22 protein-coding genes and 1 tRNA gene are annotated in these 23,656 nt (G+C 53.9%); 18 read left to right on the forward strand and 5 right to left on the reverse strand.

Translation table 11 applies throughout. The features are described 5' to 3' along the window. Window positions 1–64: 64 nt before the first annotated feature. Complete coding sequence (locus tag JYB63_RS13740) at window positions 65–1,117, reverse strand: TRAP transporter substrate-binding protein (protein WP_205658466.1); 1,053 nt, start codon at window positions 1,115–1,117, stop codon at window positions 65–67. Window positions 1,118–1,436: 319 nt separating this feature from the next. Here JYB63_RS13740 and JYB63_RS13745 point away from each other — a divergent pair, with 319 nt between their 5' ends. Then, the gene (locus JYB63_RS13745; RefSeq protein ID WP_205658467.1) at window positions 1,437–2,330 is read left to right on the forward strand and encodes a MurR/RpiR family transcriptional regulator; all 894 of its coding nucleotides are present in this window, start codon (window positions 1,437–1,439) and stop codon (window positions 2,328–2,330) included. Between the two features lie 116 nt (window positions 2,331–2,446). Here the strand turns inward: JYB63_RS13745 and JYB63_RS13750 are convergent, their stop codons facing one another. Both JYB63_RS13750 and JYB63_RS13755 read right to left on the reverse strand, forming a co-directional pair. After that, window positions 2,447–3,223, reverse strand: a complete 777-nt coding sequence (locus tag JYB63_RS13750; RefSeq protein WP_205658468.1) for a TSUP family transporter — start codon at window positions 3,221–3,223, stop codon at window positions 2,447–2,449. Between the two features lie 48 nt (window positions 3,224–3,271). Next, a complete protein-coding gene (locus JYB63_RS13755) occupies window positions 3,272–4,342 on the reverse strand; it encodes a substrate-binding domain-containing protein (protein ID WP_205658692.1) in 1,071 nt (356 codons plus the stop codon). Between the two features lie 373 nt (window positions 4,343–4,715). Between JYB63_RS13755 and JYB63_RS13760 the strand changes: the two genes are divergently transcribed. Genes JYB63_RS13760 through JYB63_RS13780 form a run of 5 tightly spaced genes read left to right on the forward strand, consistent with a single transcriptional unit; the run spans window position 4,716 to window position 10,796 of the window. Then, window positions 4,716–5,207: a formate dehydrogenase subunit gamma gene (locus JYB63_RS13760; protein ID WP_205658469.1), complete on the forward strand. Its 492-nt coding sequence runs from the start codon at window positions 4,716–4,718 to the stop codon at window positions 5,205–5,207. Beyond that, window positions 5,207–6,775, forward strand: a complete 1,569-nt coding sequence (locus JYB63_RS13765) for a formate dehydrogenase beta subunit (RefSeq protein ID WP_205658470.1) — start codon at window positions 5,207–5,209, stop codon at window positions 6,773–6,775. Before JYB63_RS13760 ends, JYB63_RS13765 begins: the two co-directional genes overlap by 1 nt. An 11-nt stretch (window positions 6,776–6,786) precedes the next feature. After that, entirely contained in the window at window positions 6,787–9,645 is a 2,859-nt protein-coding gene (fdhF, locus tag JYB63_RS13770; RefSeq protein ID WP_205658471.1) for a formate dehydrogenase subunit alpha, read from the forward strand. Between the two features lie 20 nt (window positions 9,646–9,665). Beyond that, on the forward strand, window positions 9,666–10,529 hold the full coding sequence (fdhD, locus tag JYB63_RS13775; protein WP_205658472.1) for a formate dehydrogenase accessory sulfurtransferase FdhD: 864 nt from the start codon (window positions 9,666–9,668) through the stop codon (window positions 10,527–10,529). Between the two features lie 45 nt (window positions 10,530–10,574). Next, window positions 10,575–10,796: a formate dehydrogenase subunit delta gene (locus JYB63_RS13780; protein ID WP_205658473.1), complete on the forward strand. Its 222-nt coding sequence runs from the start codon at window positions 10,575–10,577 to the stop codon at window positions 10,794–10,796. A gap of 196 nt (window positions 10,797–10,992) precedes the next feature. Here the strand turns inward: JYB63_RS13780 and JYB63_RS13785 are convergent, their stop codons facing one another. After that, on the reverse strand, window positions 10,993–11,415 hold the full coding sequence (locus JYB63_RS13785) for a DUF3135 domain-containing protein (protein WP_205658474.1): 423 nt from the start codon (window positions 11,413–11,415) through the stop codon (window positions 10,993–10,995). A gap of 177 nt (window positions 11,416–11,592) precedes the next feature. After that, a tRNA-Glu gene (locus tag JYB63_RS13790) sits at window positions 11,593–11,668 on the reverse strand. Window positions 11,669–11,993: 325 nt separating this feature from the next. Here JYB63_RS13790 and JYB63_RS13795 point away from each other — a divergent pair. The 12 genes from JYB63_RS13795 to JYB63_RS13850 all read left to right on the forward strand — a co-directional run bounded on the left by JYB63_RS13795 (window position 11,994) and on the right by JYB63_RS13850 (window position 23,638). Next, window positions 11,994–12,197 carry a hypothetical protein gene (locus JYB63_RS13795; RefSeq protein ID WP_205658475.1) on the forward strand — a complete coding sequence of 68 codons (204 nt, stop codon included), beginning with the start codon at window positions 11,994–11,996 and terminating at the stop codon, window positions 12,195–12,197. A gap of 166 nt (window positions 12,198–12,363) precedes the next feature. Continuing rightward, window positions 12,364–13,152 carry a putative hydro-lyase gene (locus JYB63_RS13800; protein ID WP_205658476.1) on the forward strand — a complete coding sequence of 263 codons (789 nt, stop codon included), beginning with the start codon at window positions 12,364–12,366 and terminating at the stop codon, window positions 13,150–13,152. Between the two features lie 23 nt (window positions 13,153–13,175). After that, window positions 13,176–13,910 carry a 5-oxoprolinase subunit PxpA gene (locus JYB63_RS13805; protein ID WP_205658477.1) on the forward strand — a complete coding sequence of 245 codons (735 nt, stop codon included), beginning with the start codon at window positions 13,176–13,178 and terminating at the stop codon, window positions 13,908–13,910. Beyond that, entirely contained in the window at window positions 13,907–14,608 is a 702-nt protein-coding gene (gene pxpB, locus JYB63_RS13810) for a 5-oxoprolinase subunit PxpB (protein WP_205658478.1), read from the forward strand. The genes JYB63_RS13805 and pxpB overlap by 4 nt, the downstream gene beginning before the upstream one ends. Further along, window positions 14,608–15,543 carry a 5-oxoprolinase subunit C family protein gene (locus JYB63_RS13815; RefSeq protein ID WP_205658479.1) on the forward strand — a complete coding sequence of 312 codons (936 nt, stop codon included), beginning with the start codon at window positions 14,608–14,610 and terminating at the stop codon, window positions 15,541–15,543. Before pxpB ends, JYB63_RS13815 begins: the two co-directional genes overlap by 1 nt. Before the next feature lie 213 nt (window positions 15,544–15,756). Next, entirely contained in the window at window positions 15,757–16,605 is an 849-nt protein-coding gene (locus JYB63_RS13820) for a DUF4392 domain-containing protein (protein WP_205658480.1), read from the forward strand. A 170-nt stretch (window positions 16,606–16,775) separates the two neighbouring features. After that, window positions 16,776–17,147: a hypothetical protein gene (locus JYB63_RS13825; RefSeq protein ID WP_205658481.1), complete on the forward strand. Its 372-nt coding sequence runs from the start codon at window positions 16,776–16,778 to the stop codon at window positions 17,145–17,147. 121 nt (window positions 17,148–17,268) lie between these two features. Beyond that, window positions 17,269–17,709, forward strand: coding sequence for a lactoylglutathione lyase (gloA, locus tag JYB63_RS13830; protein ID WP_205658482.1), 441 nt, complete (start codon window positions 17,269–17,271; stop codon window positions 17,707–17,709). Window positions 17,710–18,043: 334 nt separating this feature from the next. Continuing rightward, entirely contained in the window at window positions 18,044–18,625 is a 582-nt protein-coding gene (locus tag JYB63_RS13835) for an ANTAR domain-containing response regulator (RefSeq protein WP_205658483.1), read from the forward strand. Window positions 18,626–18,749: 124 nt separating this feature from the next. Continuing rightward, on the forward strand, window positions 18,750–20,234 hold the full coding sequence (locus JYB63_RS13840; RefSeq protein WP_205658484.1) for a NarK family nitrate/nitrite MFS transporter: 1,485 nt from the start codon (window positions 18,750–18,752) through the stop codon (window positions 20,232–20,234). A 62-nt stretch (window positions 20,235–20,296) separates the two neighbouring features. Beyond that, complete coding sequence (locus JYB63_RS13845) at window positions 20,297–22,096, forward strand: bifunctional protein-serine/threonine kinase/phosphatase (protein ID WP_205658485.1); 1,800 nt, start codon at window positions 20,297–20,299, stop codon at window positions 22,094–22,096. A 285-nt stretch (window positions 22,097–22,381) separates the two neighbouring features. Beyond that, entirely contained in the window at window positions 22,382–23,638 is a 1,257-nt protein-coding gene (locus JYB63_RS13850; RefSeq protein WP_205658486.1) for an NAD(P)/FAD-dependent oxidoreductase, read from the forward strand. Window positions 23,639–23,656: the final 18 nt, after the last annotated feature.

The following is a 23,656-nucleotide window of genomic DNA, read 5'->3' on the forward strand; positions in this document are numbered from 1 at the left end:
AAAACTGAAAAGCCCCCTCCGGGCATGGAAATGGGAGGGGGACTGAGATTACCGTCGCTAAGTATTAGCTGTAACGGTAAGGACGACCGGCTTTTTCCATGGTCTCGTTGTACTTGCGGAAGATGTCCACGACCTTCTTGGTACGCTCGCTTCTGCCAGCAACTTCGTCCCAGTACTTCTTACCTTCAGCTTCAACGATGGCCCATTCTTCATCCGGAATAGACGTAAGCTCCATCTTGGTGCCTTCAACACGCAGTTGTGCTTCACCGCCCCAGTACCAGTACTGGCGGTAGTAGTGAGAGCTGTCCATACACAGCTGCCAAAGCTCTTTCAGGTGATCCGGTACTTTCGCCCAGGAATCAGAGTTGGCATAGAAAGATCCGGCCCACGCGCCGGAAATGTTGTTGGTCAGGAAGTAACCGGTACCTTCCGCCCAGCCAGAGGTGTAATCCTCGGTAATACCGGACCAGGCTACGCCGTCCAGCTCGCCGGTCTGCAGAGCAACTTCCACATCTTCAAACGGCAGGGTGACCGGAATCACACCGAAGCGGTTCAGGAAACGGCCCGCGGTCGGGAAAGTGAATACCCGCTTACCTTTCAGATCTTCCAGGCTGCGGATCGGTTCTTTAGTCGCGAAGTGACATGGATCCCAGGCACCGGCGCTCAGCCATTTCACGCCAACTTCGTCGTACGCTTCCTGCCAGATCTCCTTCAGACCGTACTGTTCGAACAGTACCGGTACATCCAGGCTGTAACGGGTCGCAAACGGGAAGTAACCGCCGAATACGGAAATATCCACCGGCGCCCCCATGGAATCGTCATCACTCTGCACTGCATCGATGGTGCCTTTTTGCAGGGCACGGAACAGTTCAGGGGTAGGCACCAGCTGGTCGGCATAGTACAGCTCGATTTCCATCTCACCGTTGGCAGCCTTGTTGAACGCATCAACGGCAGGCTTGATGACATGTGCACCCAGAGCGGCACCGGCATAGGTCTGTAAACGCCACTTAATCGGCGCAGATTTGGCCTGTACATACGGTGCACTTACCGCAGCAGCAGCTGTCGCTGCACCACCAACGACCGCCTTCTTTATAAACTCGCGTTTATTCTTATTCATTATCTGTCCTCTGCTGTATCAGCAAGATTATTTTTTTTGTATTACGAACGTCACGAATCTTATCCAACTTACATCCAACCTGAGCAGTAAGCCGGCAGGATGTAAACATTTATACATTACATATTTTACTTGTCAATTTTTTTATGTAAGGTAAATTACATGTAAAGATTGTTACCGTGCAACCGTCAAGGGGACAGATTCATACCGCCGCCGAATCCGACGGCAGTACCAGACAAAGTACCAGAGAGACTTGCGAATAATTGCAGCAAAACGTTGTAGAATAGCGCCCGACCGCCACCTGACCACGAGTATGCCGCCCATGAATGACAGCCCTGTAACCCCGGACAACAGTCACACGATTGCCGAACTGATCCGCTCGCAGCTCAATCAGTTCAGCCCGGCGGAAATGAAAATCGTCAATCACCTGCTGGCCAACTACCCCATGTCAGGCATGGTCTCTATTACAGAACTGTCGGAAAGCTGCGGGGTGTCTACCCCCACAGTAATGCGGACCCTGAAAAAAATCGGCTACTCCAGTTTCACCACCTTCCAGAAAGAACTGAAAGACGAACTGCAGCAAACCCTCTCCGACCCGATTACCAAACATGATCAGTGGGCCGCTGATGCCCCGGAAAGCCACGTGCTGAACAAGGTTGCGGAAACCGTTACCACCAACCTGCGCCATAGTCTGAATCAGATCAGCCATGAACAGTTCGATGCCATTGTGGACCTGCTGGCCAAACAGGAACGCGCCCTGCACATTGTCGGCGGCCGGATCACCAGCGCCTTTGCCCGCTATCTGAACACCCATCTGGAAGTGATCCGTGAAAATGTTCACATCTTTCCGGAAGCGGTTGCCCTGTGGCCCCACCATCTGCTGAAAATTAAACAAGACGATGTACTCATCGTATTTGATGTACGCCGTTACGAGCAGGACCTGATTACTACCAGCCGGCTGGCCAACGCCCGCGGCGCAAAAATAATTCTGTTTACGGATCAGTGGCTGTCGCCGGTGGCCGGATACGCCGACCACACACTGCCGATCCGAATCGAAGGCAAATCCGGCTGGGACTCAGGGGTGGTTACCCTGTTCTTTGCTGAAGCCCTGGTGGTGGCGCTGGAAGAGAAACTCTGGAGCCAGACCTCCGAGCGGATGCGGGAGCTGGAGAACATGTTCGATCTGACCGAGCGGTTTAAGAAACGGACCGAATAAAGTCCGTTTATATATGGTTACCTTTGAAGTTTGAATACCTGCGCAGATACAGATCCGTGAATTCAAACTGAGCCAACATAGCAAAAGCCACCGTTTCCGGTGGCTTTGCAATTCAGTTAAATAACCGCCTTCACCAGCCCCATCATACTGACCACAATCAGCACGCTACCCAGCACCCGGAAAAACACCGGAGTTTCCGCCGCCAGCATTTTCTGGTGCGCTTTTTCACCGATCACATGGCCGATATACCCCAGCGGCAACAGCCACAGGTGATGAATCAGCTGTAAATCCACTCCTGCTATGACAAAAGACGCCAGCTTGATCAGCACCAGAATCGCCCAGAGGATAAACAGGGTATCCCGCAGCTTATGCTTGGCTACATTGGAGACAAATACTGCGACGATCAGCGGCGCACCGATTAACGACGTACCGCTGATATAGCCCCCCAGAATCAGAAACACCGTATCCAGTGTTTTACTGTTACTCTTCAGCGGCTTATTCAGTACATAAGAGATCGCATAGGCAATCACGATCACATAAATGATGCTGCTCATCAGAGTGGCTGGCAAAGTCAGCAGGCCGAATACCCCGATCAGCTTCGGGATCATCATCACCTTCAGGCTGTACTTCAGGTACGGCCAGTCGATGGACGATGACTCAAAGAAACCGGCACTCTGCGGCTGACTCTTATTACTCTTCCAGGTAATCAGCACTGAAAAGAACAGCAGGTGCACACCGATGATCGGCAGGAAAATCAGTGGATCATCCTTAATCAGCAGTAAAAAAGGTAACGACAGTACCGCGCCACCAAACCCCAGCCCGCTGCGGACAAACCCGCTCCAGATAAAAATCAACCCGATCAGTGCATACTGGTAATACGCTAAACCTTCCACTCACCCTTCCTTTCTTATACGTCCTTTACCAAACGCGCTTAAACACGCTTACCGGGAAGACTGATTCAGCGCTTCTTCCACCCCGACGACATCCCCGCACAGATCCGGACTGTATCCCGGCAGCTCGCGGACCGCCTGATAGAACTGGCTGGTGCGGATCATCTCCAGGAACCTGATCACCGCTTCCTGCTGCAAACTGCGGTGGTGGCACACAAACAGGTATCGCTCATAAGATAACGGTATAAAATCAAGATTAAACTGCCGGGCTGCTGCTTCAACACCGATCCCCACATCCGCCATGCCCGCAGCAACATAGGCTGCTACCGCTGAGTGCGTAAATTCCTCATCGTCATAGCCGGATACCTTTGCCGGGTTAATCTTCTCCCGGCGCAGCAGTTCGTCAAGCAGTGTTCGGGTACCGGAATCTTCCTGCCGGTTTATAAAGCGCACGTCATCCCGTAACAGGTCACTCAGCCCCTGAATCTCACAGGGGTTATCCCGCTTAACGATTAAGCCCTGCCGGCGGGTAATAAACTGAATCACCTTATGTACGCGGGGCTTAAGATAGTGACCGTACTTCTTAATCTGCGCCTGGCTCATGCCTTCAATCGGTACATGGAAACCAGCAATGTCGCAGACACCCCGATTAAGGGCAGCCAGCGCTTCTTCACCGCTCTTGTACTGCAGATCCAGCTGAATCTCGCTGGCATGCTCCGGTAACAACGCCACCGCATAGCCATAACTGGCATGTACCCGCAATAACGGGCTGACCCCTTCCAGGGCACGGTGAATTTCCAGATTCAGTTGCGACGTCAGGCTATCTAATTGCGGCTCAAGCCGGGCTACCACCCGTTGCTTGGCCCAGAGCAACTTATCCCCCAGCGGGGTCAGGGTTGCCCCCTTACCTTTCTGCATGCTGACCAGTGGTACCCCGAAAAAAGCCGCCCATGTATTCAGCAGGTTCCAGCCGTGACGGTATGATATCCCTACACTTTTTGTGGCTGCTGTCAGCTTGCCATGCTCATGGATCGCCGCCAGTAAACTGAACAGCTGCGGGTTAAGTTCATTGCCGCTTTCGTCCCGGAAAGACCACCCCGGAACCACCTGTATTCTTTTAATATGCATAATTATTCATATTTTCAAATTTTAGGCCCAATGCTACCTTATGGGCATCTAAAAGGGATAATTCTGTACTCATTTTAGCCAAATATGAAAATGGGTTCATATATAAATTATAAATAAGAGTCGTTTGCATTTGTAATGTCACTTTACGAATAGCAATGTCGCACTCAGATAAACAGGCTGTGAATTTTACTGCTAATTGCAGGCAAAAGGGTGATTTTCTCAAACCCGTTGACCTTCGATACGCGGTTTATTCCGGTTAAATAATTCAACAAGAGCTGCTCAGTACTGAATTTTTTGATTAAGCCGGCAGGTTAATAAGCCGGTTAACCAGAAAACAGCTGAGACACTTATAGCAGGTGAGCAAAAAATGACTGCATTCAACGAGCAGAGTCGCCAGCAAGTCTGTGACATTGTCGAGGAGATGAAAGATCTTCCCGGCGCTATGTTGCCGATCTTGCACGCCATCCAGGACGCCCAGGGCTACATCCATGCCGACGCCGTAAGCATTATTGCTGATGGTCTGGCTCAGTCCCGTGCTGAAGTCCACGGTGTGATCACTTTCTACCATCACTTCCGTACTACCCCACCGGGCAAGCACACCATTCAGGTATGCCGCGCTGAAGCCTGCCAGTCTATGGGCTCACGCCAGCTGGAAGCACACGTGAAAGAAAAGCTGGGTATCGGCTTCCACCAGACCAGCGCTGACCAGCAGGTGTCTCTGGAACCGGTTTACTGCCTGGGCAACTGTGCCTGCGCACCTTCTATTCAGGTAAACGACGATGTTGTTGGCCGTGTTACCCCAAGCAAGTTCGACCAACTGGTTGATCAGCTGTCCACCCAAGCGCTGGAGGTGAAGTAATGGTTAAGGTTTATATCCCACGGGATACCACCGCACTGGCAATGGGTGCCGAGCGTCTGGCAGCAGAAATGGCCGTTGAAGCCAAGAACCGTGGTGCAGACATCGAGATCGTCCGCAACAGCTCCCGCGGCATGTTCTGGCTGGAACCTCTGGTTGAGGTTGAAACCGCTAACGGCCGTGTTGCTTATGGCCCGGTTGAAGCAAAAGACATCGACAGCCTGTTCGATGCAGATTTCGTAAACGGCGGCCTGAGCCACCCACTGTGCCAGGGTCTGACCGAAGAAATCCCTTACCTGAAAAAGCAGCAGCGTCTGACGTTTGCCCGCGCCGGTATCACTGATCCTGTCAGCCTGGAAGATTATCAAGCGCACGACGGCTTCAAAGGCCTGAAAAAAGCACTGGAAATGTCCGGTCAGGCCATCGTTGATGAAGTTAAAAACTCCGGCCTGCGTGGCCGTGGTGGTGCTGCCTTCCCTACCGGCATCAAGTGGCAGACTGTACACGATGCGGTTGCACCGGGTGATGCTGCGCAGAAATACATCGTTTGTAACGCCGACGAAGGTGACTCCGGTACCTTCGCTGACCGTATGGTCATGGAAGCTGACCCATTCATGCTGATCGAAGGTATGACCATCGCCGGTCTGGCGGTTGGTGCGACTCAGGGCTACATCTACCTGCGTTCTGAATACCCGATTGCTCACCAGATCCTGAACGAAGCACTGGCGAAGGCAGAAGCTGCCAACCTGCTGGGTGAAAACATTCAGGGCAGCGGCAAGACCTTCCATCTGGAAGTGCGTCTGGGTGCCGGGGCTTACATCTGTGGTGAAGAAACATCCCTGCTGGAAAGCCTGGAAGGTAAGCGCGGTCTGGTCCGTGCCAAACCACCACTGCCAGCTATCGTTGGTCTGTTCGGCCAGCCAACTATCGTTAACAACGTGCTGTCTCTGGCAGCGGTTCCTTACATTCTGGCTGAAGGCGCCAAGGCTTACGCGGATTACGGCATGGGCCGTTCTCTGGGTACCCTGCCATTCCAGCTGGCCGGCAACATCAAGCGCGGCGGTCTGGTAGAACTGGCTTTTGGTCTGACTCTGCGTGAACTGCTGGAAGACTTCGGTGGCGGTACCTTCTCCGGCCGTCCGATGCGTGCTGTTCAGGTAGGTGGACCTCTGGGTGCATACCTGCCGGAAAGCCAGTGGGACACCCCGCTGGACTATGAATCTTTCGCAGCAGTAAGCGCTGTACTGGGCCACGGTGGCGTGGTTGCATTCGACGATACTGTCGATATGTCTCAGCAAGCCCGCTTTGCGATGGAATTCTGTGTGGTTGAATCCTGCGGTAAGTGTACCCCTTGCCGGATCGGTTCTACCCGCGGCGTAGAAGTGATTGACCGCATTGTCAATGACGAAAACCGCGAAGATAACCTAGAATTATTAAATGATCTCTGCGATACCATGATTGACGGCTCCCTGTGTGCAATGGGCGGTATGACTCCGTTCCCTGTGAAGAGCGTTATCAATCACTTCCCAGAAGACCTGCATAAACCCGTCACCGAAGACATGGCGTCTTAAGGAGTCCGATCATGCTGCAACATTTTGATCCTAATAAAGATTACGGTACGCCGGCCCGTGTTTCCGAGAACCTGGTGACACTGAACATCGACGGTGTGGAAGTAACCGTACCGGAAGGTACGTCCGTACTGCGCGCCGCTGCTGAAGCGAACATCAACATTCCTAAACTGTGTGCCAGCGATAACCTGGAAGCATTCGGCTCTTGCCGTATCTGCGCAGTGGAAATTGAAGGTCGCCGCGGCACCCCTGCTTCCTGTACCACACCTGCCGAAAACGGCATGTCTGTTACTACGCAGAACAACAAGCTGGCGAAACTGCGCCGCAACATCATGGAGCTGTACATCTCCGATCACCCGCTGGACTGTCTGACCTGTCCAAGTAACGGCAACTGCGAACTGCAGGACGTTGCCGGTGCGGTTGGCCTGCGTGAAGTACGTTACGGCTTCGAAGGCAACAACCACCTGGATGCGAAGAAAGACGAGTCTAACCCGTACTTCACCTTCGATCCGAGCAAATGTATCGTTTGTTCCCGCTGTGTACGTGCCTGTGAAGAAGTTCAGGGTACTTTTGCACTGACCATCGACGGCCGTGGTTTCGACTCCAAGGTTGCTGCCGGTCAGGACGACGGCTTCCTGGCATCTGACTGTGTATCCTGCGGTGCCTGTGTACAGGCCTGCCCGACTTCCACTCTGATGGAAAACAGCGTTATCGAACGCGGTCAGCCAGAACACAGCGTTGTTACCACCTGTGCATACTGTGGTGTTGGCTGTGCCTTCAAGGCAGAAATGAAGGGTAACGAAGTTATCCGCATGGTGCCGTTCAAAGACGGTGAAGCGAACCGTGGCCACTCCTGTGTTAAAGGCCGTTTCGCATTCGGTTACGCAACTCACGACGACCGTGTTACCGAGCCGATGATCCGTGACTCCATTGACCAGCCATGGAAGAAAGTAAGCTGGGAAGAAGCCTTCAGCTTCGCTGCCGGCCGCATCAAAGACATTCAGGCGAAATACGGCCGTGAATCTGTCGGCGGTATCACATCTTCTCGCTGTACTAACGAAGAAACCTACCTGGTTCAGAAACTGATCCGTGCAGCCTTCGGTAACAACAACACCGATACCTGTGCCCGTGTATGTCACTCTCCGACCGGTTACGGTCTGAAGACTACCCTGGGTGAGTCTGCCGGTACTCAGACTTTCGACTCTGTAATGAAAGCTGACATGGTGATGGTAATCGGTGCGAACCCGACTGCTGCTCACCCGGTATTCGGTTCCCGCCTGAAGCGCCGTGTACGTGAAGGCTGTGGTCTGATCATCGCCGATCCGCGCACCACTGAGCTGGTTAAGAGCCCGCACATTATTGCCGATCACCACCTGAAACTGCGTCCGGGTACCAACGTTGCATTCATCAACGCAATGGCTCACGTGGTTATCACTGAAGGTCTGGAAGACAAAGAATTCATCGCTAACCGTTGTGACAACACTGCTTACAACAAATGGCGCGAGTTCATCTCCGAAGAACGTCATGCACCGGAACAGACTGAAGACATCACCGGCATTCCTGCCGCTGAAATCCGCAGCGCTGCCCGTCTGTTTGCCGCTGCACCTAACGCCGCTATCTTCTACGGTCTGGGTGTAACCGAGCACAGCCAGGGTTCCAGCATGGTAATGGGTATTGCTAACCTGGCGCTGGCGACCGGTAACATCGGCCGTGAAGGTGTAGGTGTTAACCCGCTGCGTGGTCAGAACAACGTACAGGGCTCCTGTGACATGGGTTCTTTCCCGCACGAACTGCCAGGCTACCAGCACGTTGCCGACGACGCGATCCGTGGCCGCTTCGAAGCAAGCTGGGGCGTAACACTGGACAACGAACCGGGTCTGCGTATTCCGAACATGTTCAACTCTGCAATCGACGGTACCTTCCGTGGCATGTACTGCCAGGGCGAGGACATTGCACAGTCTGACCCGAACACCAACCACGTTGACCAGGCACTGCGTTCTCTGGACTGCCTGATCGTCCAGGACATCTTCCTGAACGAAACAGCTAAGTACGCGCACGTATTCCTGCCGGGTGCTTCTTTCCTTGAGAAAGACGGTACCTTCACCAACGCCGAACGCCGTATCAACCGTGTTCGTCAGGTAATGCCGCCTCTGTCCGGCATGGCAGACTGGGAAGTAACCATGGCCCTGTCCAACGCACTGGGTTATGAAATGAACTACAGCCACCCATCCGAAATCATGGATGAGATTGCGACTCTGGCTCCAACCTTCAAGGGCGTCAGCTATGACCGTCTGGAAGAGCTGGGCAGCATTCAGTGGCCTTGTAACGATGCTGCACCGGAAGGTACGCCTACCATGCACATTGAGAACTTCCCTATCGGCCTGGGTAACTTCGCGATCACTGAATACGTGGCAACCGAAGAACGCTCTACCCGTAAGTTCCCGTTACTGCTGACCACTGGCCGTATCCTGTCGCAATACAACGTAGGTGCTCAGACCCGCCGTACGCCTAACCAGGCATGGCACGATGAGGACGTACTGGATCTGCACATCTCCGATGCGGAAATGCGCGGCATCAGTGATGGTGACTGGGTTGGTATCAGCAGCCGTGCCGGCGACACCGTAATGCGTGCACGCATTACTGATAAGGTGCAGCCTGGCGTGGTTTACACCACCTTCCACCACCCTGGCAGCGGTGCCAACGTAGTAACCACCGACAACTCTGACTGGGCGACAAACTGCCCTGAGTACAAGGTGACTGCGGTACAGGTTGTGAAAGTGAATTCACCATCCAGCTGGCAGCAAAACTACCAGAACTTTGACGACCAGCAGCAGGACTTCCTGAAGCAGGGTCGTGAAAGCGTTAGCCAGTAACAGACGTCACGAGGACATTGATGACCCAACCACGTTTCAGGCAGGACGCCGGCGAGCCAGTGCTCGCCGCCGAACTGCAACATTGCCACCGGGGGGCTGAAGTCACCCGGCGGCAACTGGACCAGATAACCGACACCGAAGATCAGATCGCTGAAGAGGTGCCTGTTGCCATGATCTTTAACGGCATATCCCATGCCGTGATGATGGCCAGCCCCAACGATCTGGAAGACTTCGCCACAGGCTTCAGCCTGAGCGAAGGCATTGTCGAGCACAGCGATGAGATCTATGGCATCGAAGTGATCCGTCCGACAGCCAGTCTGACCGCCGGTATCGAAGTCCAGGTTGCAATCAGCAGCCAGCGTGCTGCCCTGCTGAAACAGCGTCGCCGTAATCTGACAGGCCGCACCGGTTGTGGCCTGTGCGGTGCAGAGTCACTGCAACAGGCCATTCGCCCGATCCGTAAAGTCACTAAGACTGAACTGATCAGCGCGACAGCCGTTGAAACCGCCATCTCTCAGCTGACTCAGCGCCAGCCGCTGCAGTCACTGACCGGTGCATTTCACGGTGCCGCCTGGTGCAACCTGAATGGTGACATTGAGGTGATTCGCGAAGACGTGGGTCGTCATAACGCGCTGGACAAACTGCTCGGCGCACTGAAACGTGACAAGGTCGATCTGACCACCGGTTTTACCCTGGTATCCAGCCGCGCCAGCTACGAAATGGTTCATAAAGCCAGTAGCTGTGGCGTACCGACCCTGGTGGCAGTCTCTGCCCCCACCGGTCTGGCACTGGATCTGGCCAAACAGTCAGGCCTTAACCTGATTGGTTTTGCCCGCCCGGGTAAACACGTTGTTTACAACCGGTCAGACATACCGAGAGATTAACTGAACCGGTCAGGCGTACTGACCGGGCATAAATGGAGTAGATCCATGGGAAATGCAACACTGAGCAGTCTGATTAAAATGGTTAATCAAATTGCAGACAACAACGTTCACGTTGGTACCGCTGACGATGCAGCTAACGCTGTGGCGTCACACATCACCCGCTTCTGGGCCCGCCCGATGAAGCAGCAGATCAATGAGTATCTGAACGAAGGTGGTGAAGAACTGAACGACATCGCCCGCCAGGCGGTAACTCAGCTGCAAAAATAGCCTTCGCTGAGCCCACAAAAAAGCCACCTGAACAGGTGGCTTTTTTGCTGGGGCGCTCCACCAGCAAAGTGCCTGACCACTCAGGTCAGACACAATGAAAACGAAAAACCGCAATCGTCCCCCGAGACAACTGCGGTTTTTGGCCTCGCGGCCTTTTTACACCGAAAACCTGACAAACAGGCTTCCGAAGAAAAACCTAATGCTTACCCGGCTTATTCTTAGCCGGCAGATGTTTATCGAGCTTACGCTTAAAGGGTAGCACCTTTGCTTTAAGTGTGGGCAGCTCAGAAGCCGGAGGCGCGGGCTTATCCTCATCCACACTCGCCACACCTTTCGGATGCGACAGCGCAACTCCGTTTCGCAGCACGTCATTCAGCTCCCAGAGCTGCTCATGCATAAACTTCGAAATCTGAATACAGGCGTGCAGAGGTGAACTGGCACGGCGTCGGATAGCATCCATCCGGAACTGCAAACGCTCCAGCATGATGCGGGATTCAGGCTTTGCCTGGCTGATAATCTGACGAACCTTAAACCGCAGATACCGGTCAATCACAGCCGGCCGGGTCGTCGCCAGCAATGCAATGCGGTCCAAATCCAGAGGCTGGTAATCGGTTAACATGTGCTCACCCCTTATCTCGCTTACAACGCCAGGCTGACCGGGATCACAAAGACATGCCGCAGCCTGATCTTGAAATAAAGTATGGCAGAAAAATAGCAATCTCACCGGAATGGGTACAAATCCAGTGTAAGAAAAATCAGATATGGAAAATAAAACAGAAACATCAGGAAGAGAAAGTGGCGTCCCATAGGGGGTTCGAACCCCTGTTACCGCCGTGAAAGGGCGGTGTCCTAGGCCACTAGACGAATGGGACGCTGCAGGTAGGAATTCCGTTCAGTCATTCAGTTATAAGTGCTTGTAAATAAGCGTATAACCGGCTGCCTTCAGGTCATCCTCAGGACGGGGCGTATAATACCCCGACAGAGATTATTGTCAACACAGAGACATAAAAAAACTGCTAATGGAGCACATTTCTGCCCCGCATAGCCAAGCGGGCCTCAATCGTTACAGACCGGCAAATCCTGATAAAAAAAAATTATCAGATGTAGCAATCATTATTCATTAGACAGCCATCCGGGTGACAGGTAAAAATGCCAGTCTGAGAATTTTTTCGCGAGCCTGATACGAGAATAACAACCATGCGAACAGCGATGCCTCTTCACCAGTTTCAGCAAATCCGTCACGTTGATGAAGTTGTCGAAAAAGCCAGCGACAGCTGGTGGGTTTACCGCCGTAATGTCAATCATAACGGCGCACTGAGCACCGTTGCCCGGGTCGTATTCTTCGCCCGCACCAAACAGGCGGTTGATCAGTGGCTGACACAACAGGCCACCGCCTGCTAGCCACCCCTCCCCTGCACAGAATTTCCCTGCCGACAGCACCGCTGGTCCTGTCGGCCAGTGCCCGCTGGCTGCATTCAGCACAGAGCATATACTTTATGCTCAGAATCAGCCTGTATATGACAATAAAAGACAATAGCGGCCAAGCCGTTTCAGAGTAAGGTTTATTATGAACGCAGATATGACGCCACTGGCAATTCGCCAGCAAATCCGCAGCGGTGAATTCACCGGTAACACTTCAGGTTTCGCTCAGGGTTTTGTACAGGGCAATCTGGCGATCATGCCAAAAGAATGGGCCAATGACTTCCTGCAGTTCTGTCAGCTGAACCCTAAGCCGTGCCCGATCGTTGGCATGTCCGGCCAGCCTGGCGCTTTCATGCTGCCAGACCTGGGTGAAGATCTGGATATCCGCTCCGATATCCCGAAATACCGCATTTATGAAAACGGCGTAATGACCGCCGAAGTCGCCGATGTAAAAGATTACTGGCGCGATGACCTGGTGACCTTCGTACTGGGTTGCTCTTTCTCATTTGAAGAAGCCCTGATTGCTGACGGCCTGGAAGTACGCAACATTACAGAAGGCGTTAACGTCCCTATGTACCGTACCAACATCGAATGCCGCAGCGCTGGCCGCTTCAGCGGTACTACCGTGGTCAGCATGCGCCCGATGAAAGCGGCTGATGCAATCCGCGCGGTTCAGATCTGTACCCGCTTCCCGTCAGTACACGGTGCCCCGCTGCACCTGGGCGATCCGTCCCAGATCGGCATCAGCGACATCAACAACCCGGACTTCGGCGACGCCGTTACCATTAAAGAAGGCGAACTGCCGGTATTCTGGGCATGCGGTGTAACCCCACAGGTTGCCATCGAACAGGCCAAGCCTGACTTCTGCATTACCCACAGCCCGGGCCACATGCTGATCACTGACCTGCCAAACAGCCGTCTGGCCGTTCTGTAAACCGGCGCACAGGAGAAATTATCATGACGTTACAACTGAACTGTGACCTGGGTGAAAGCTTCGGCTCCTGGAAAATGGGTCTGGATGAAGCGGTTATGCCGCATATCGATCAGGCCAACATCGCCTGTGGTTTCCACGCCGGCGATCCGCTGGTGCTGGAAAAAACCCTGAAACTGGCCAAAGAAAACAATGTCACCATCGGTGCGCACCCGGGCTACCCGGATCTGGTGGGCTTCGGCCGCCGCAGCATCAAGGCATCCCCGGCTGAACTGAAAGCTATGGTGATGTATCAGATCGCTGCCATCGACGGTATGGCTGCCAGCCTGGGCCTGACACTGGCCTACGTGAAGCCACACGGCGCTATGTACAACGACATGATGGCCAACATTGAAGTCCGTCAGGTCATCATGGAAGCCATCGCGTCTTACCACCGCCCACTGGTACTTATGCTGCAAAGCACCCCGGAAGCCGACACCATTCAGGCGGAAGCGGATGCAGCTGGTATCTCCCTGTGGTTCGAAATTTTTGCCGACCGTTGCTACGACGACGACGGCAAACTGCTGGCCCGCAGCAAGCCGGGCGCAGTACACACCAAAGACAAAATGCTGGCTCAGGTGAAGCAACTGAAAGAACAGGGCACCATTACCACGGTAAGCGGCAATGTTCTGAACCTGCGTGCTGACACCCTGTGCGTACACGGAGACAACATGGACGGCGTCAATGCCATTCAGGAAATCCGCGAGATGATCAAGCAATGAGCCAGACTGAATATCAAACTCCGAGAGTCGAAATCGCCGGCGAAAACGCCCTGATCCTGTATTTCGGCGAAAAGACCGATCCGGCGGTATCCGCGAAAGTTCAGCAGGCCGTCGACGCACTGGAAACCGTGCTGGCCGACGTGCTGATTGATATGGTGCCTTCCTATGCATCCCTGCTGGTAATCTTTAACCCGCTGGCCTGTGACCATCTGGAAGTACGCCGCCGTATTCGCACCGCACTGAGCGATCAGGCCTCCGGTGAAGCATCAGAAGGCCGTTTAGTTAAACTGCCGGCTTACTACAGCACCGAATCCGGCCCGGACCTTGAAGATCTGGCCACCCGCGCCAACCTGAGCGTGGAAGAAGTCATTAAGATTCACAGCGAAATGGAATACCGGGTTTATGCCATCGGCTTCGCGCCGGGCTTTGCTTATCTGGGCGAAGTGGACGAGCGCATTGCTGCGCCCCGCCTTTCCACACCGCGTCAGAAAGTACCCCGCGGTGCTGTGGCCATTGCCGACCGCCAGACAGCGGTTTACCCGGCGGTTTCTCCGGGTGGCTGGAACCTGATCGGCCTGTGCCCTACCCGCATGTTTAACCCGGACGCTACCCCAAGCATGCCAGTGCAGGTAGGTGACCGGATTCGTTTTGAGCCAATCGAACGTGATGAATTTCTGTCTCTGGGAGGCGAACTGTAATGAGCGGATTTAAAGTATTACAGCCAGGCCTGCTAACCCTGATTCAGGATGCCGGCCGTATCGGTCAGCACCGTATCGGCCTGACCACCGGCGGCCCGCTGGACAGCAATGCCTTTGCCTGGGCCAACCGCCTGCTGAATAACGACAGCAACGCTACGGCGCTGGAAATCAGCATCGGTGGTCTGGTAATGGAAGCCCAGTGCGATACCTATATCGTCCTGACCGGCGCCTCCATGCCGCTGAAAATCAACGGTACCGAACAGGAAGGCTGGTGTGCCCATAAAGTTCAGGCCGGAGACCGTATCGACATTGGCTTCTCCAGCGCCGGCGCCCGTGCCTACCTGGCAGTCAGCGGTGGCTTTACTGTTGCTAAGAGCTTCACCAGCACCGCCACTGTTACCCGTGAGGGGATCGGCGGACTGAACGGCGAAAAACTGCAACAAGGGGACATCCTGCCTGCAGAGCCTGCAGCAGACCAGCAGGTTTACCGTCTGCCCGAAGCATTCCGTCCGGATTACACCGCGGCGGTTTCCCTGCGGGTAATCACCGGTTACCAGCAGGACGCCTTCAGCGATGTTCAGAAACGCCTGTTCTTCAGCAGCGAATATAAAGTAACTGACCGTGCTGACCGCATGGGCTACCGTCTGGAAGGGCCACAAATCACGCCATCTATCGACGGTATCCTGTCCGAAGGCATCTGCCACGGTGCCATTCAGGTACCGGCAGACGGCCAGCCTATCGTACTGCTAAATGACCGCCAGACCATCGGTGGTTATCCGAAGATCGGCTCCATGATCGCCATGGACACCGCGCGCCTGACCCAACTACTGCCAGGCTCTGCGGTATCTTTTGAAGAGATCAGCATCGACGCTGCACACAACCTGCGCTGCCTGGAACAGGCGCGCTTCGCACGGACCGAGCCAGAAGCTCTGTAAGCGAAAAAACAGTGCCGGCCCGGCTGATTGCAGCATGACAAGTAACTGCAGCCAGCCACCGGCCAACTGACGATTTACTGATATAAAAAATGCGGTTACGGCGTGCTGTAATCAGCTGTTAATAAACTTTTGGTGCTGCCCGGACGGATCAGCCAAAGCGGTGTTAAGTCACCGGCCCGATCCGCGACAGCAGACAAAAAAGAGAGATGACCTATGGAAAATTTAGTGAATGAGGCGGCGCTGAGCCAGCAAATCGAAGATGCTCTGGTTGCCCGTAACCTGCGCGGTATGAAAACCGTGCAGCCTGCCCTGCAAACCGGTTACTACCTGCGTGCAGCGCGTATCCTCAACAAATGTAAAGGTCACGTTCTGATCGGCACCGGCTTCCCGGTAGTTGATACGTTTGAAACCGACGGCCCTGTAGGCGCTATCGCCCTGTACCGCGCACTGGAAACCCTGGGTGCCACCCCTGTGATCGTTTGTGGCCCACCGGTTTCACAAGCCCTGATGAAAGATTTCCGCGTGCATGAAATCCGTGTAGGTGAACACCAGGAACGTAAACTGGAAGCCTTCCAGGCCCTGTACCACTACAACCCGGATGCGGTTCTGTCTATCGAACGTCCGGGCCAGGCGGCTGACGGCGGTTACTACAACATGCGCGGCGAAAGCATCAGCCCGCGTACTGCCTGTTTCGACACCTTCATCAATAACGCTAAATGCCCGACCATCGGCATCGGCGACGGCGGTAACGAAATCGGCATGGGTAACATCACCGAAGCCCTGAAAGACCTGGATATCGTATCAGCCTCTACCCGCGTTGATGAACTGTGTATCGCCGACGTTTCCAACTGGGGCGCATACGGCATCATGTCCTTCCTGAGCCTGTGGAACAACATCGACCTGCTGGAAGCAGTTAAGCCACTGGAAATTCTGGAATACCTGTCCAGCCTTGGCAGTGTTGACGGCGTTACCCGCCTGAACGAACTGACAGAAGACGGCCTGCCACTGGAAGAAGGCGAATCAGTTCTGCTGGAACTGCGCAAAATTATCGGCATGGCGTAATCGCCCCGCCACTCATAAAACGGCCGCCATTCGCGGCCGTTTTTTGTTTCCGTACAAAAGCCCGTCACAAAAAGCGCGTCACAAAAGCTTCACATAAAAACACCCTCGCTTTCCCACACCTGAGCAAAGCCCTTCTATACTGAAAAATGTGTGACACAAAAGGTCTGCTTATGAATGGGAAATACCCGCGCTATACGCTGCACTTTGATGAAGAACACCCCGGACACCCCGTATTTATCCGGGACGATCCCCCCTCGAACGTTATATCCGCATGTATCCCCGGACTCCCTGAACAAACCTGGCTGCGCACCATCACCGACCTGCTGCTGATTCTGGCGCTTGCCGGGCTCACATATATTGCCCTGAACAACTATCCGGGATTCTGGCCCGGCTGGCTGCAAACAGTCGCTGGCGCAGGGTTTGCTATCGCGGCAGGTTATCTGGCAATCCGCTACTACACCCTCTTTATCTTCCTCTACTTACTGGGGCTATGCCTGGTAGCCGGCACCTCAGCAGTGGCATTCTTCTGGTGGATACTCTGAACAGCCCGGTACTGCATTATTGCGGTTAACTTATGTAGAATCAGGCACATGACAAGAGACGGCTTAAGCCGCAGCGAACATTCACCACTCTCATCACGCCCATAAAAACAACGAGGCCACCATGCGCTACCTACACACCATGGTTCGGGTAAAAGACCTGGACGCATCCCTGAAATTTTACTGTGACCTTCTCGGACTGGTTGAAATCAAACGCAACGAATATGAAGGCGGCCGCTTTACTCTGAGCTTCCTGGCCGACCCTCACTACGAAGCCCATGCCCGGGAACACCAAAGCCCGTTACTGGAGCTAACCTACAACTGGGACCCGGAAGACTATGATGAAGGCCGCAACTTTGGCCACCTGGCATTTGAAGTGGATGATATCTATGCCCTGTGCCAGAAACTTCAGGATGCCGGCGTCACCATCAACCGTCCGCCACGGGACGGCCACATGGCGTTTGTACGCTCACCGGATAACATCTCCATCGAGCTGCTGCAAAAGGGCGAATCTCTGGCACCTGCTGAACCCTGGGCCTCAATGGAAAATACCGGCCACTGGTAAGCTCATCTAAAGAACTCGAGTAAAGAGCTCATCTGAAAAGCTCTACTGAAAAGCTCTACTGAAAAGCCCGTCTGAACTGAAACCACCGCCCCTGCGGTGGTTTTGCTTTTCCCCGTCAGCCTGAGCACAAGATTTGTGCACCGCCAAAATTTCGCACTGAATATGCACACTGGCCATCATTCATAAATAAGGAAGCTGATGATCAAAACAATCTTAACCCCTTGATTATTAAGATTTAAAAATCCATCCCGCGTTACTCACCCAGCCGTTTGGCACGCTTTCTGCTTTATGAGTCTGATAACAGCATTCTTACAACTGGCAGAGCCCCATTCAGATGAACCCGACGCTTTTATATTCCCAAGTCTACCTGTTAGATGACCAACTGGATTCCGACGCCTCACTGCAGGACGCCCTGTTCAGACTGGGTTATGAAGTCAGCCACACCTGCGGTTCAACCTTACCGGCGAACTTTCAGCGCAGCCATACAGATATCCTGTGTATCCGCCAAACATCCCTCAGCCCGGAACTGCTTATTCAGTTAAAGCACCTCCAGCAACAGCAACCGATGCCGCTGATCATCTTTACCGATTCAGACAACCAGCACACTGCCGAACAGGCTTTGCAGGCCGGTGCCAGCGCGTATCTTATAAAAGGCCTGCAATACAACCGGCTGGCATCTGTTATCCGGATCGCCTGTATGCGGTTTGAAACAACCGGCCACCTGCAACAGGATCTGGCCCGGGCCGAGCGGTCACTGGACGAGCGCAAGCTCATTGAACAGGCGAAAGGTCTGGTCATGCAGCATCACAAATGCGACGAACAACAGGCCTTCACTGCAATGCGCAACATGTCAATGCAGCAAAGTATCAGCCTGGCAAAACTGGCCAGACAACTGATCACCGCTCTGGAGCACTGACCACAGAAAACGACACCGGATTCACACACAACCCTACATTCACAGTTTCAGGCAAAGGCGCTTAAAAGCTGCTGGTTTAAACCACAGCTTTTTAAGCGCCTTTTTTAATTTTAAGGAGCTAACGATGGACACGACCACCCGCTTTAACCTCTTTTCCTGGCAGGGGAAGATGAAGATCCTGCACTTCAGCTGGATCGCTTTTTTTATCACCTTCTTTGTCTGGTTTAACCACGCTCCCCTGCTGGGCGTTATCGGTGAATCGCTCAACCTGACCCGGGAACAGATTAAAACCCTGCTGATCCTCAACGTTGCCCTGACTATCCCGGCCCGGGTCATCGTCGGCATGCTCACCGACAAATACGGCCCCCGTCACGTGTATGCCTGCATTCTGGCACTGGCCAGCATCCCCTGCTTCATGTTCGCACTGGCGGATGACTTCATGGACGCTGCCATTGCCCGTTTTCTGCTGGGCTTTGTCGGCGCCGGTTTTGTGGTAGGCATCCGGATGGTCAGTGAATGGTTCCCGGCTAACGAACTAGGCACCGCTGAGGGTATTTACGGCGGCTGGGGCAACTTCGGTTCTGCTGCCGGCGCGATGCTGCTGCCGGGTATGGCAATCCTGCTGGGGCTAATTGAATTTACCAACCTGGAAGGCTGGCGGATTGCAGTGCTGCTCAGTGGTTTTATCAGCCTGTGCTTCAGTGTGATCTGGTACCTGAATGTCACCAACACCCCCAAAGGCGCCACCTACTACAAACCCAAAAAAATCGGCGGTATGGAAGTCTCCAGCGTAAAAGACTTCTGGTTGCTGATCATCATGAAGCTGCCAATGTATGCTGCTCTGGCACTGCTCAGCTGGAAGTTATCACCTGCCGGTGTCGGCCTCCTCAGTGAACAGGTTTGCTATGTGATTTACCTGTTACTGACCGGCATTTTCATTTACGACTGCTACAGCGCATACCGCATTAACCGGCATATATTCTCTGCGCCTGTGCCGGAATATGAGCGCTATGAATTTAAGCAGGTCGCCATTCTGAATGTGCTGTACTTCGCCACCTTCGGTTCCGAACTGGCGGTGGTTTCCATGCTGCCACTGTTTTTTGCGGATGTATTCTCACTGGATATGGTCGTTGCCGGTCTGCTGGCATCTGCCTACGCCTTCATGAATCTGATGTCACGCCCCGGTGGTGGCTGGCTCAGTGACCGTTTTGGTCGCCGTAAAACCCTGCTGATTCTTACCGCTGGCCTGGCTGCAGGCTATGCCCTGATGGCACTGATCGACAGCAGCTGGCCACTGGTTCTGGCGGTGATTACCGCCATGGCCTGCTCGTTCTTCGTCCAGGCCGGTGAAGGTGCAGTATTCGCCGTGGTGCCCCTGATTAAGCGACGTCTTACCGGGCAGATTGCCGGCATGACCGGTGCCTACGGTAACGTCGGTGCCGTGTTTTATCTCACCGTGTTATCGCTGGTTGAGTATCAGGTGTTTTTTATGGTGATCAGCACCACCGCAATCATGGGCCTTATCTGCCTTACGTTCCTGAAGGAACCCGAAGGCCATATGGCAGAAGTGGATGAAAACGGCAGCGTTGAACTGATCAGCGTGACTTAATCCGGCCAGTGATACGGCGTTTACCCATAGCCGGGTAAACGCTGCTCAGAAGGGTACATATTATGAATTCAGCCAACCTCTCAGCCAAACCGGTTCAGGAGCACGCTTCGGTTAACCTGTCAGACAGCCTGCAGCCCCGCACCCGGGAACTGCAAGTGAGTTTCGGCGGGTACTCCAGTGCCGGGGTAAAACCCATTAATCAGGATGCTTTTGCGGCAGCGTACCCGGATAACGCCAGCCGCCCTTTTAAAGGTGCGGCCGCCGCCATTGCCGACGGTGTCAGCAGCTGCCCGGATGCAGCCATTGCCAGCCAGACCAGTGTTACCAGCTTCATGCAGGACTACTTTTCAACCCCAGACAGCTGGAGCGTCAAGCAATCCAGCGCCCGGGTACTGAATGCACTGAACAGCTGGCTGCACCGGCAGCAGGCTGCGGAACAAACCGGCCTGCTGACAACCTTCTCGGCCGCCATCATCAAATCAGCCACCCTGTTTACCTTTCATATCGGCGACTCCCGTATCTGCCATATCCGTAACGGCCGTCTGGAGCAGCTCAGTGAAGATCATCAGCATTGCGAACAGCAACATACCTATCTGGCCAGAGCCCTGGGGGCTGACCCACACCTGAAAGTCGATTTTTCCAGCAAACAGTTAAAGGCCGGTGATCTTATATTGCTGACCACCGACGGCGTACACGAACACCTGAAAAACAGCGCCATACTCGACACCCTCCGGCGTGAACATCAGATCACTTCTCCGACAGCTGCAAAGCTGGAAGATATCGCCCGGCAACTGGTCAGCCAGGCCCTGCAAAACGGTAGCCAGGATAACCTGACCGCGCTCATCATCAGCATTAATCATTTACCGGACCGGAATCAGCATGAGGCACAACAAGCCTTTGCGCACCTACCCGTTCCGCCAGTCCTGAAAACCGGCCAGACAATCGACCACTATCAGGTTATCGATACCCTTTTCAGTGGCACCCGCAGTCACTTATATAAAGTTAAAGATCTGCGTAACGGCCACTATTGCGCACTCAAGGCCCCTTCACTGAACTTCTCTGACGATCCGGCATATCTGCAAGCCTTTATCCGTGAGGAATGGACCGGCCAGACCGTGAAGCATTGTCATCTGATGCGCACCTTCAGCAGCGCCGATAAACGCTTTATGTACGCGGTCAGCGAGTACATAGACGGTATTAACCTGCGCCAGTGGATGAACGAACACCCGACACCGGACATACATCAGGTACGTAAAATATCACGGCAAACCGCCGCCGGACTGCGCGCTCTGCAAAGGCAGGGCATTATTCATCAGGACCTGAAGCCCGAAAACATCATGCTCAACCAGGATGGTCAGGTAAAAATCATTGATTACGGCAGCGTACAGATTGCCGGCGTCAATGAACTCCATCCCCCGGCTGCCGACGCAATCCCCCCCGGAGCGGTAGGCTATACCGCACCGGAATACCTGCTGGGCAATTCGGGAACTACCCGCTCAGATTTGTTTTCACTGGCGATCATCAGCTATGAAATGCTGACCGGACAACATCCCTACGACCAGTTGCAAAAAGACGGCTGCCAAATCAGGCAATACAACCAGCTGAATTACACACCGGCCCGCCAACACCGGCCTGACCTTCCTGTCTGGATCGAAGCCTGCCTGCAAAAAGCCCTGCAGGCTGACCCGGCTGTCCGCTATCAGGCCCTTTCTGAATTTATCCATGACTTCAGCACACCGAATGCTGAGCTGGTCAGTTTGCTCGAACAGCAACCGCTGTTAAGCCGCAATCCCCTGCTGTTCTGGCAAGGGCTTAGCGGTGCACTGCTGCTGACGCTTCTGGCGGTTACCGCCCTGGGCTAACGTGCACCAATAGCAGGCACCGCCCTGTCCGGTGGGTTTGCTTTGGTGCAGGCGGCCTGTCCTGAAAAATCACAAAACCGGTAACACACTGTTTATTAATCGTTTTTACGTTCTGGCACAGAGCCTGCTATATAACAAACCGGATACTGACAGTTTCTCTGCCGCTATCTGCAACTTTAAAACGAACAAAGGCGTTCATCCTGTCGGGCTTGCACCAGCCCGACAGGTGAGCGCCTTTTTTATTGCCGCCCCCGCGGTACCCTTACAGTCATCACGGAGCTATGTATGTATTCAGCATCTGCCAAACCCCATCTGATTATTATCGGAAATGGCATGGCAGGTACCCGCCTGCTGGAAGAAATGCTGGCAGATGAAGGACACAATTACCGCATCAGTATTTTTGGTGCCGAGCCACAGCTGGCGTATAACCGGATTTTGCTTTCCCCGGTGCTTGCCGGTGAAATGCCCCGGACAGATATACAGCTTCACAATAAAGACTGGTACCGGCAGCACCGTATACATCTTTATACCGATGACCCGGTCATCCATGTGGATACTGAAAACGGCTACATCAGCAGTGCAAGCGGTGTACGCCTGGCCTATGACAAACTGGTATTCGCCACCGGTGCCTCATCTTTTATTCCGGAACCTTTACAGCACATTCAGCATGAAAACATTCATCAGTTCCGCACCCTGAATGACGTCACCCAAATTCTCAACAGCAGCCGTAATGCCCACCGGGCAGTGGTGCTTGGCGGTGGTCTGCTGGGGCTGGAAGCAGCCCACGGCCTACAAAAGGCAGGCCTTCAGACCGATGTGGTACACCGTGGTCAGTATCTGATGAACCGGCAGCTGGATATGCCGGCAGCCACTTTGCTGGAGAACACACTCATCAACAGAGGCATCTCTGTCCATACCGGGTGCGAACCGGAAAACATAACTGTTAACACCGACAAGGCAATCAGCCTGCGACTCAACAATGGTCGACAATTACAAACAGATATGCTGGTGATTGCTGCCGGCATCAGACCGAACACTCAGCTGGCCAACAGCAGCGGTTTGCACTGTCAGCAAGGCATCAGGATTAATGACCGGTTACAGACTTCCGTCGACAACATTTATGCACTGGGAGAATGCTGCCAGCTCGGCGATCACACATTCGGGCTCGTTGCCCCCATCTGGGAACAGGCCAACGTGCTGGCTGCACAGCTCAAAGGCCGCTATCAGCAACGCTACCAGCCACGCCCAAGCGCCACCCAGCTGAAAGTCGCCGGTATTGATCTGTTTTCCGCCGGTAATATTTCCGACCAGCTACCCGCAACCGATACCCTCGTCCTGAAAGATCCCGGCAAAGACACCTATAAAAAACTCTTCTTTACCCGCAACGGCTTAAGCGGCGCCATCCTATATGGCGACGTTGCCGACGGCCAGTGGTACTTCAACCTCATCAATAACCGGCAGGACATCAGTCAGCTAAAACCTGATCTGATCTTCGGTCAGCCATTCTGTTCACCGGGACCCGCCCGGCCCGCTGCCGGATGAACATAAGCCGGTCAGCAT

This window comes from Aliamphritea spongicola (assembly GCF_017051665.1).
Taxonomy (GTDB): Bacteria; Pseudomonadota; Gammaproteobacteria; order Pseudomonadales; family Balneatricaceae; genus Amphritea; species Amphritea spongicola.

Bases quoted from the DNA above. Each gene is read 5' to 3' on its own strand.
- JYB63_RS13740 (WP_205658466.1), bottom strand. From the start codon at position 1,117: ATGAATAAGAATAAACGCGAGTTTATAAAGAAGGCGGTCGTTGGTGGT.
- JYB63_RS13745 (WP_205658467.1), top strand. From the start codon at position 1,437: ATGAATGACAGCCCTGTAACCCCGGACAACAGTCACACGATTGCCGAA.
- JYB63_RS13760 (WP_205658469.1), top strand. From the start codon at position 4,716: ATGACTGCATTCAACGAGCAGAGTCGCCAGCAAGTCTGTGACATTGTC.
- JYB63_RS13765 (WP_205658470.1), top strand. From the start codon at position 5,207: ATGGTTAAGGTTTATATCCCACGGGATACCACCGCACTGGCAATGGGT.
- fdhF (WP_205658471.1), top strand. From the start codon at position 6,787: ATGCTGCAACATTTTGATCCTAATAAAGATTACGGTACGCCGGCCCGT.
- fdhD (WP_205658472.1), top strand. From the start codon at position 9,666: ATGACCCAACCACGTTTCAGGCAGGACGCCGGCGAGCCAGTGCTCGCC.
- JYB63_RS13780 (WP_205658473.1), top strand. From the start codon at position 10,575: ATGGGAAATGCAACACTGAGCAGTCTGATTAAAATGGTTAATCAAATT.
- JYB63_RS13785 (WP_205658474.1), bottom strand. From the start codon at position 11,415: ATGTTAACCGATTACCAGCCTCTGGATTTGGACCGCATTGCATTGCTG.
- JYB63_RS13795 (WP_205658475.1), top strand. From the start codon at position 11,994: ATGCGAACAGCGATGCCTCTTCACCAGTTTCAGCAAATCCGTCACGTT.
- JYB63_RS13800 (WP_205658476.1), top strand. From the start codon at position 12,364: ATGAACGCAGATATGACGCCACTGGCAATTCGCCAGCAAATCCGCAGC.
- JYB63_RS13805 (WP_205658477.1), top strand. From the start codon at position 13,176: ATGACGTTACAACTGAACTGTGACCTGGGTGAAAGCTTCGGCTCCTGG.
- pxpB (WP_205658478.1), top strand. From the start codon at position 13,907: ATGAGCCAGACTGAATATCAAACTCCGAGAGTCGAAATCGCCGGCGAA.
- JYB63_RS13815 (WP_205658479.1), top strand. From the start codon at position 14,608: ATGAGCGGATTTAAAGTATTACAGCCAGGCCTGCTAACCCTGATTCAG.
- JYB63_RS13820 (WP_205658480.1), top strand. From the start codon at position 15,757: ATGGAAAATTTAGTGAATGAGGCGGCGCTGAGCCAGCAAATCGAAGAT.
- JYB63_RS13825 (WP_205658481.1), top strand. From the start codon at position 16,776: ATGAATGGGAAATACCCGCGCTATACGCTGCACTTTGATGAAGAACAC.
- gloA (WP_205658482.1), top strand. From the start codon at position 17,269: ATGCGCTACCTACACACCATGGTTCGGGTAAAAGACCTGGACGCATCC.
- JYB63_RS13835 (WP_205658483.1), top strand. From the start codon at position 18,044: ATGAACCCGACGCTTTTATATTCCCAAGTCTACCTGTTAGATGACCAA.
- JYB63_RS13840 (WP_205658484.1), top strand. From the start codon at position 18,750: ATGGACACGACCACCCGCTTTAACCTCTTTTCCTGGCAGGGGAAGATG.
- JYB63_RS13845 (WP_205658485.1), top strand. From the start codon at position 20,297: ATGAATTCAGCCAACCTCTCAGCCAAACCGGTTCAGGAGCACGCTTCG.
- JYB63_RS13850 (WP_205658486.1), top strand. From the start codon at position 22,382: ATGTATTCAGCATCTGCCAAACCCCATCTGATTATTATCGGAAATGGC.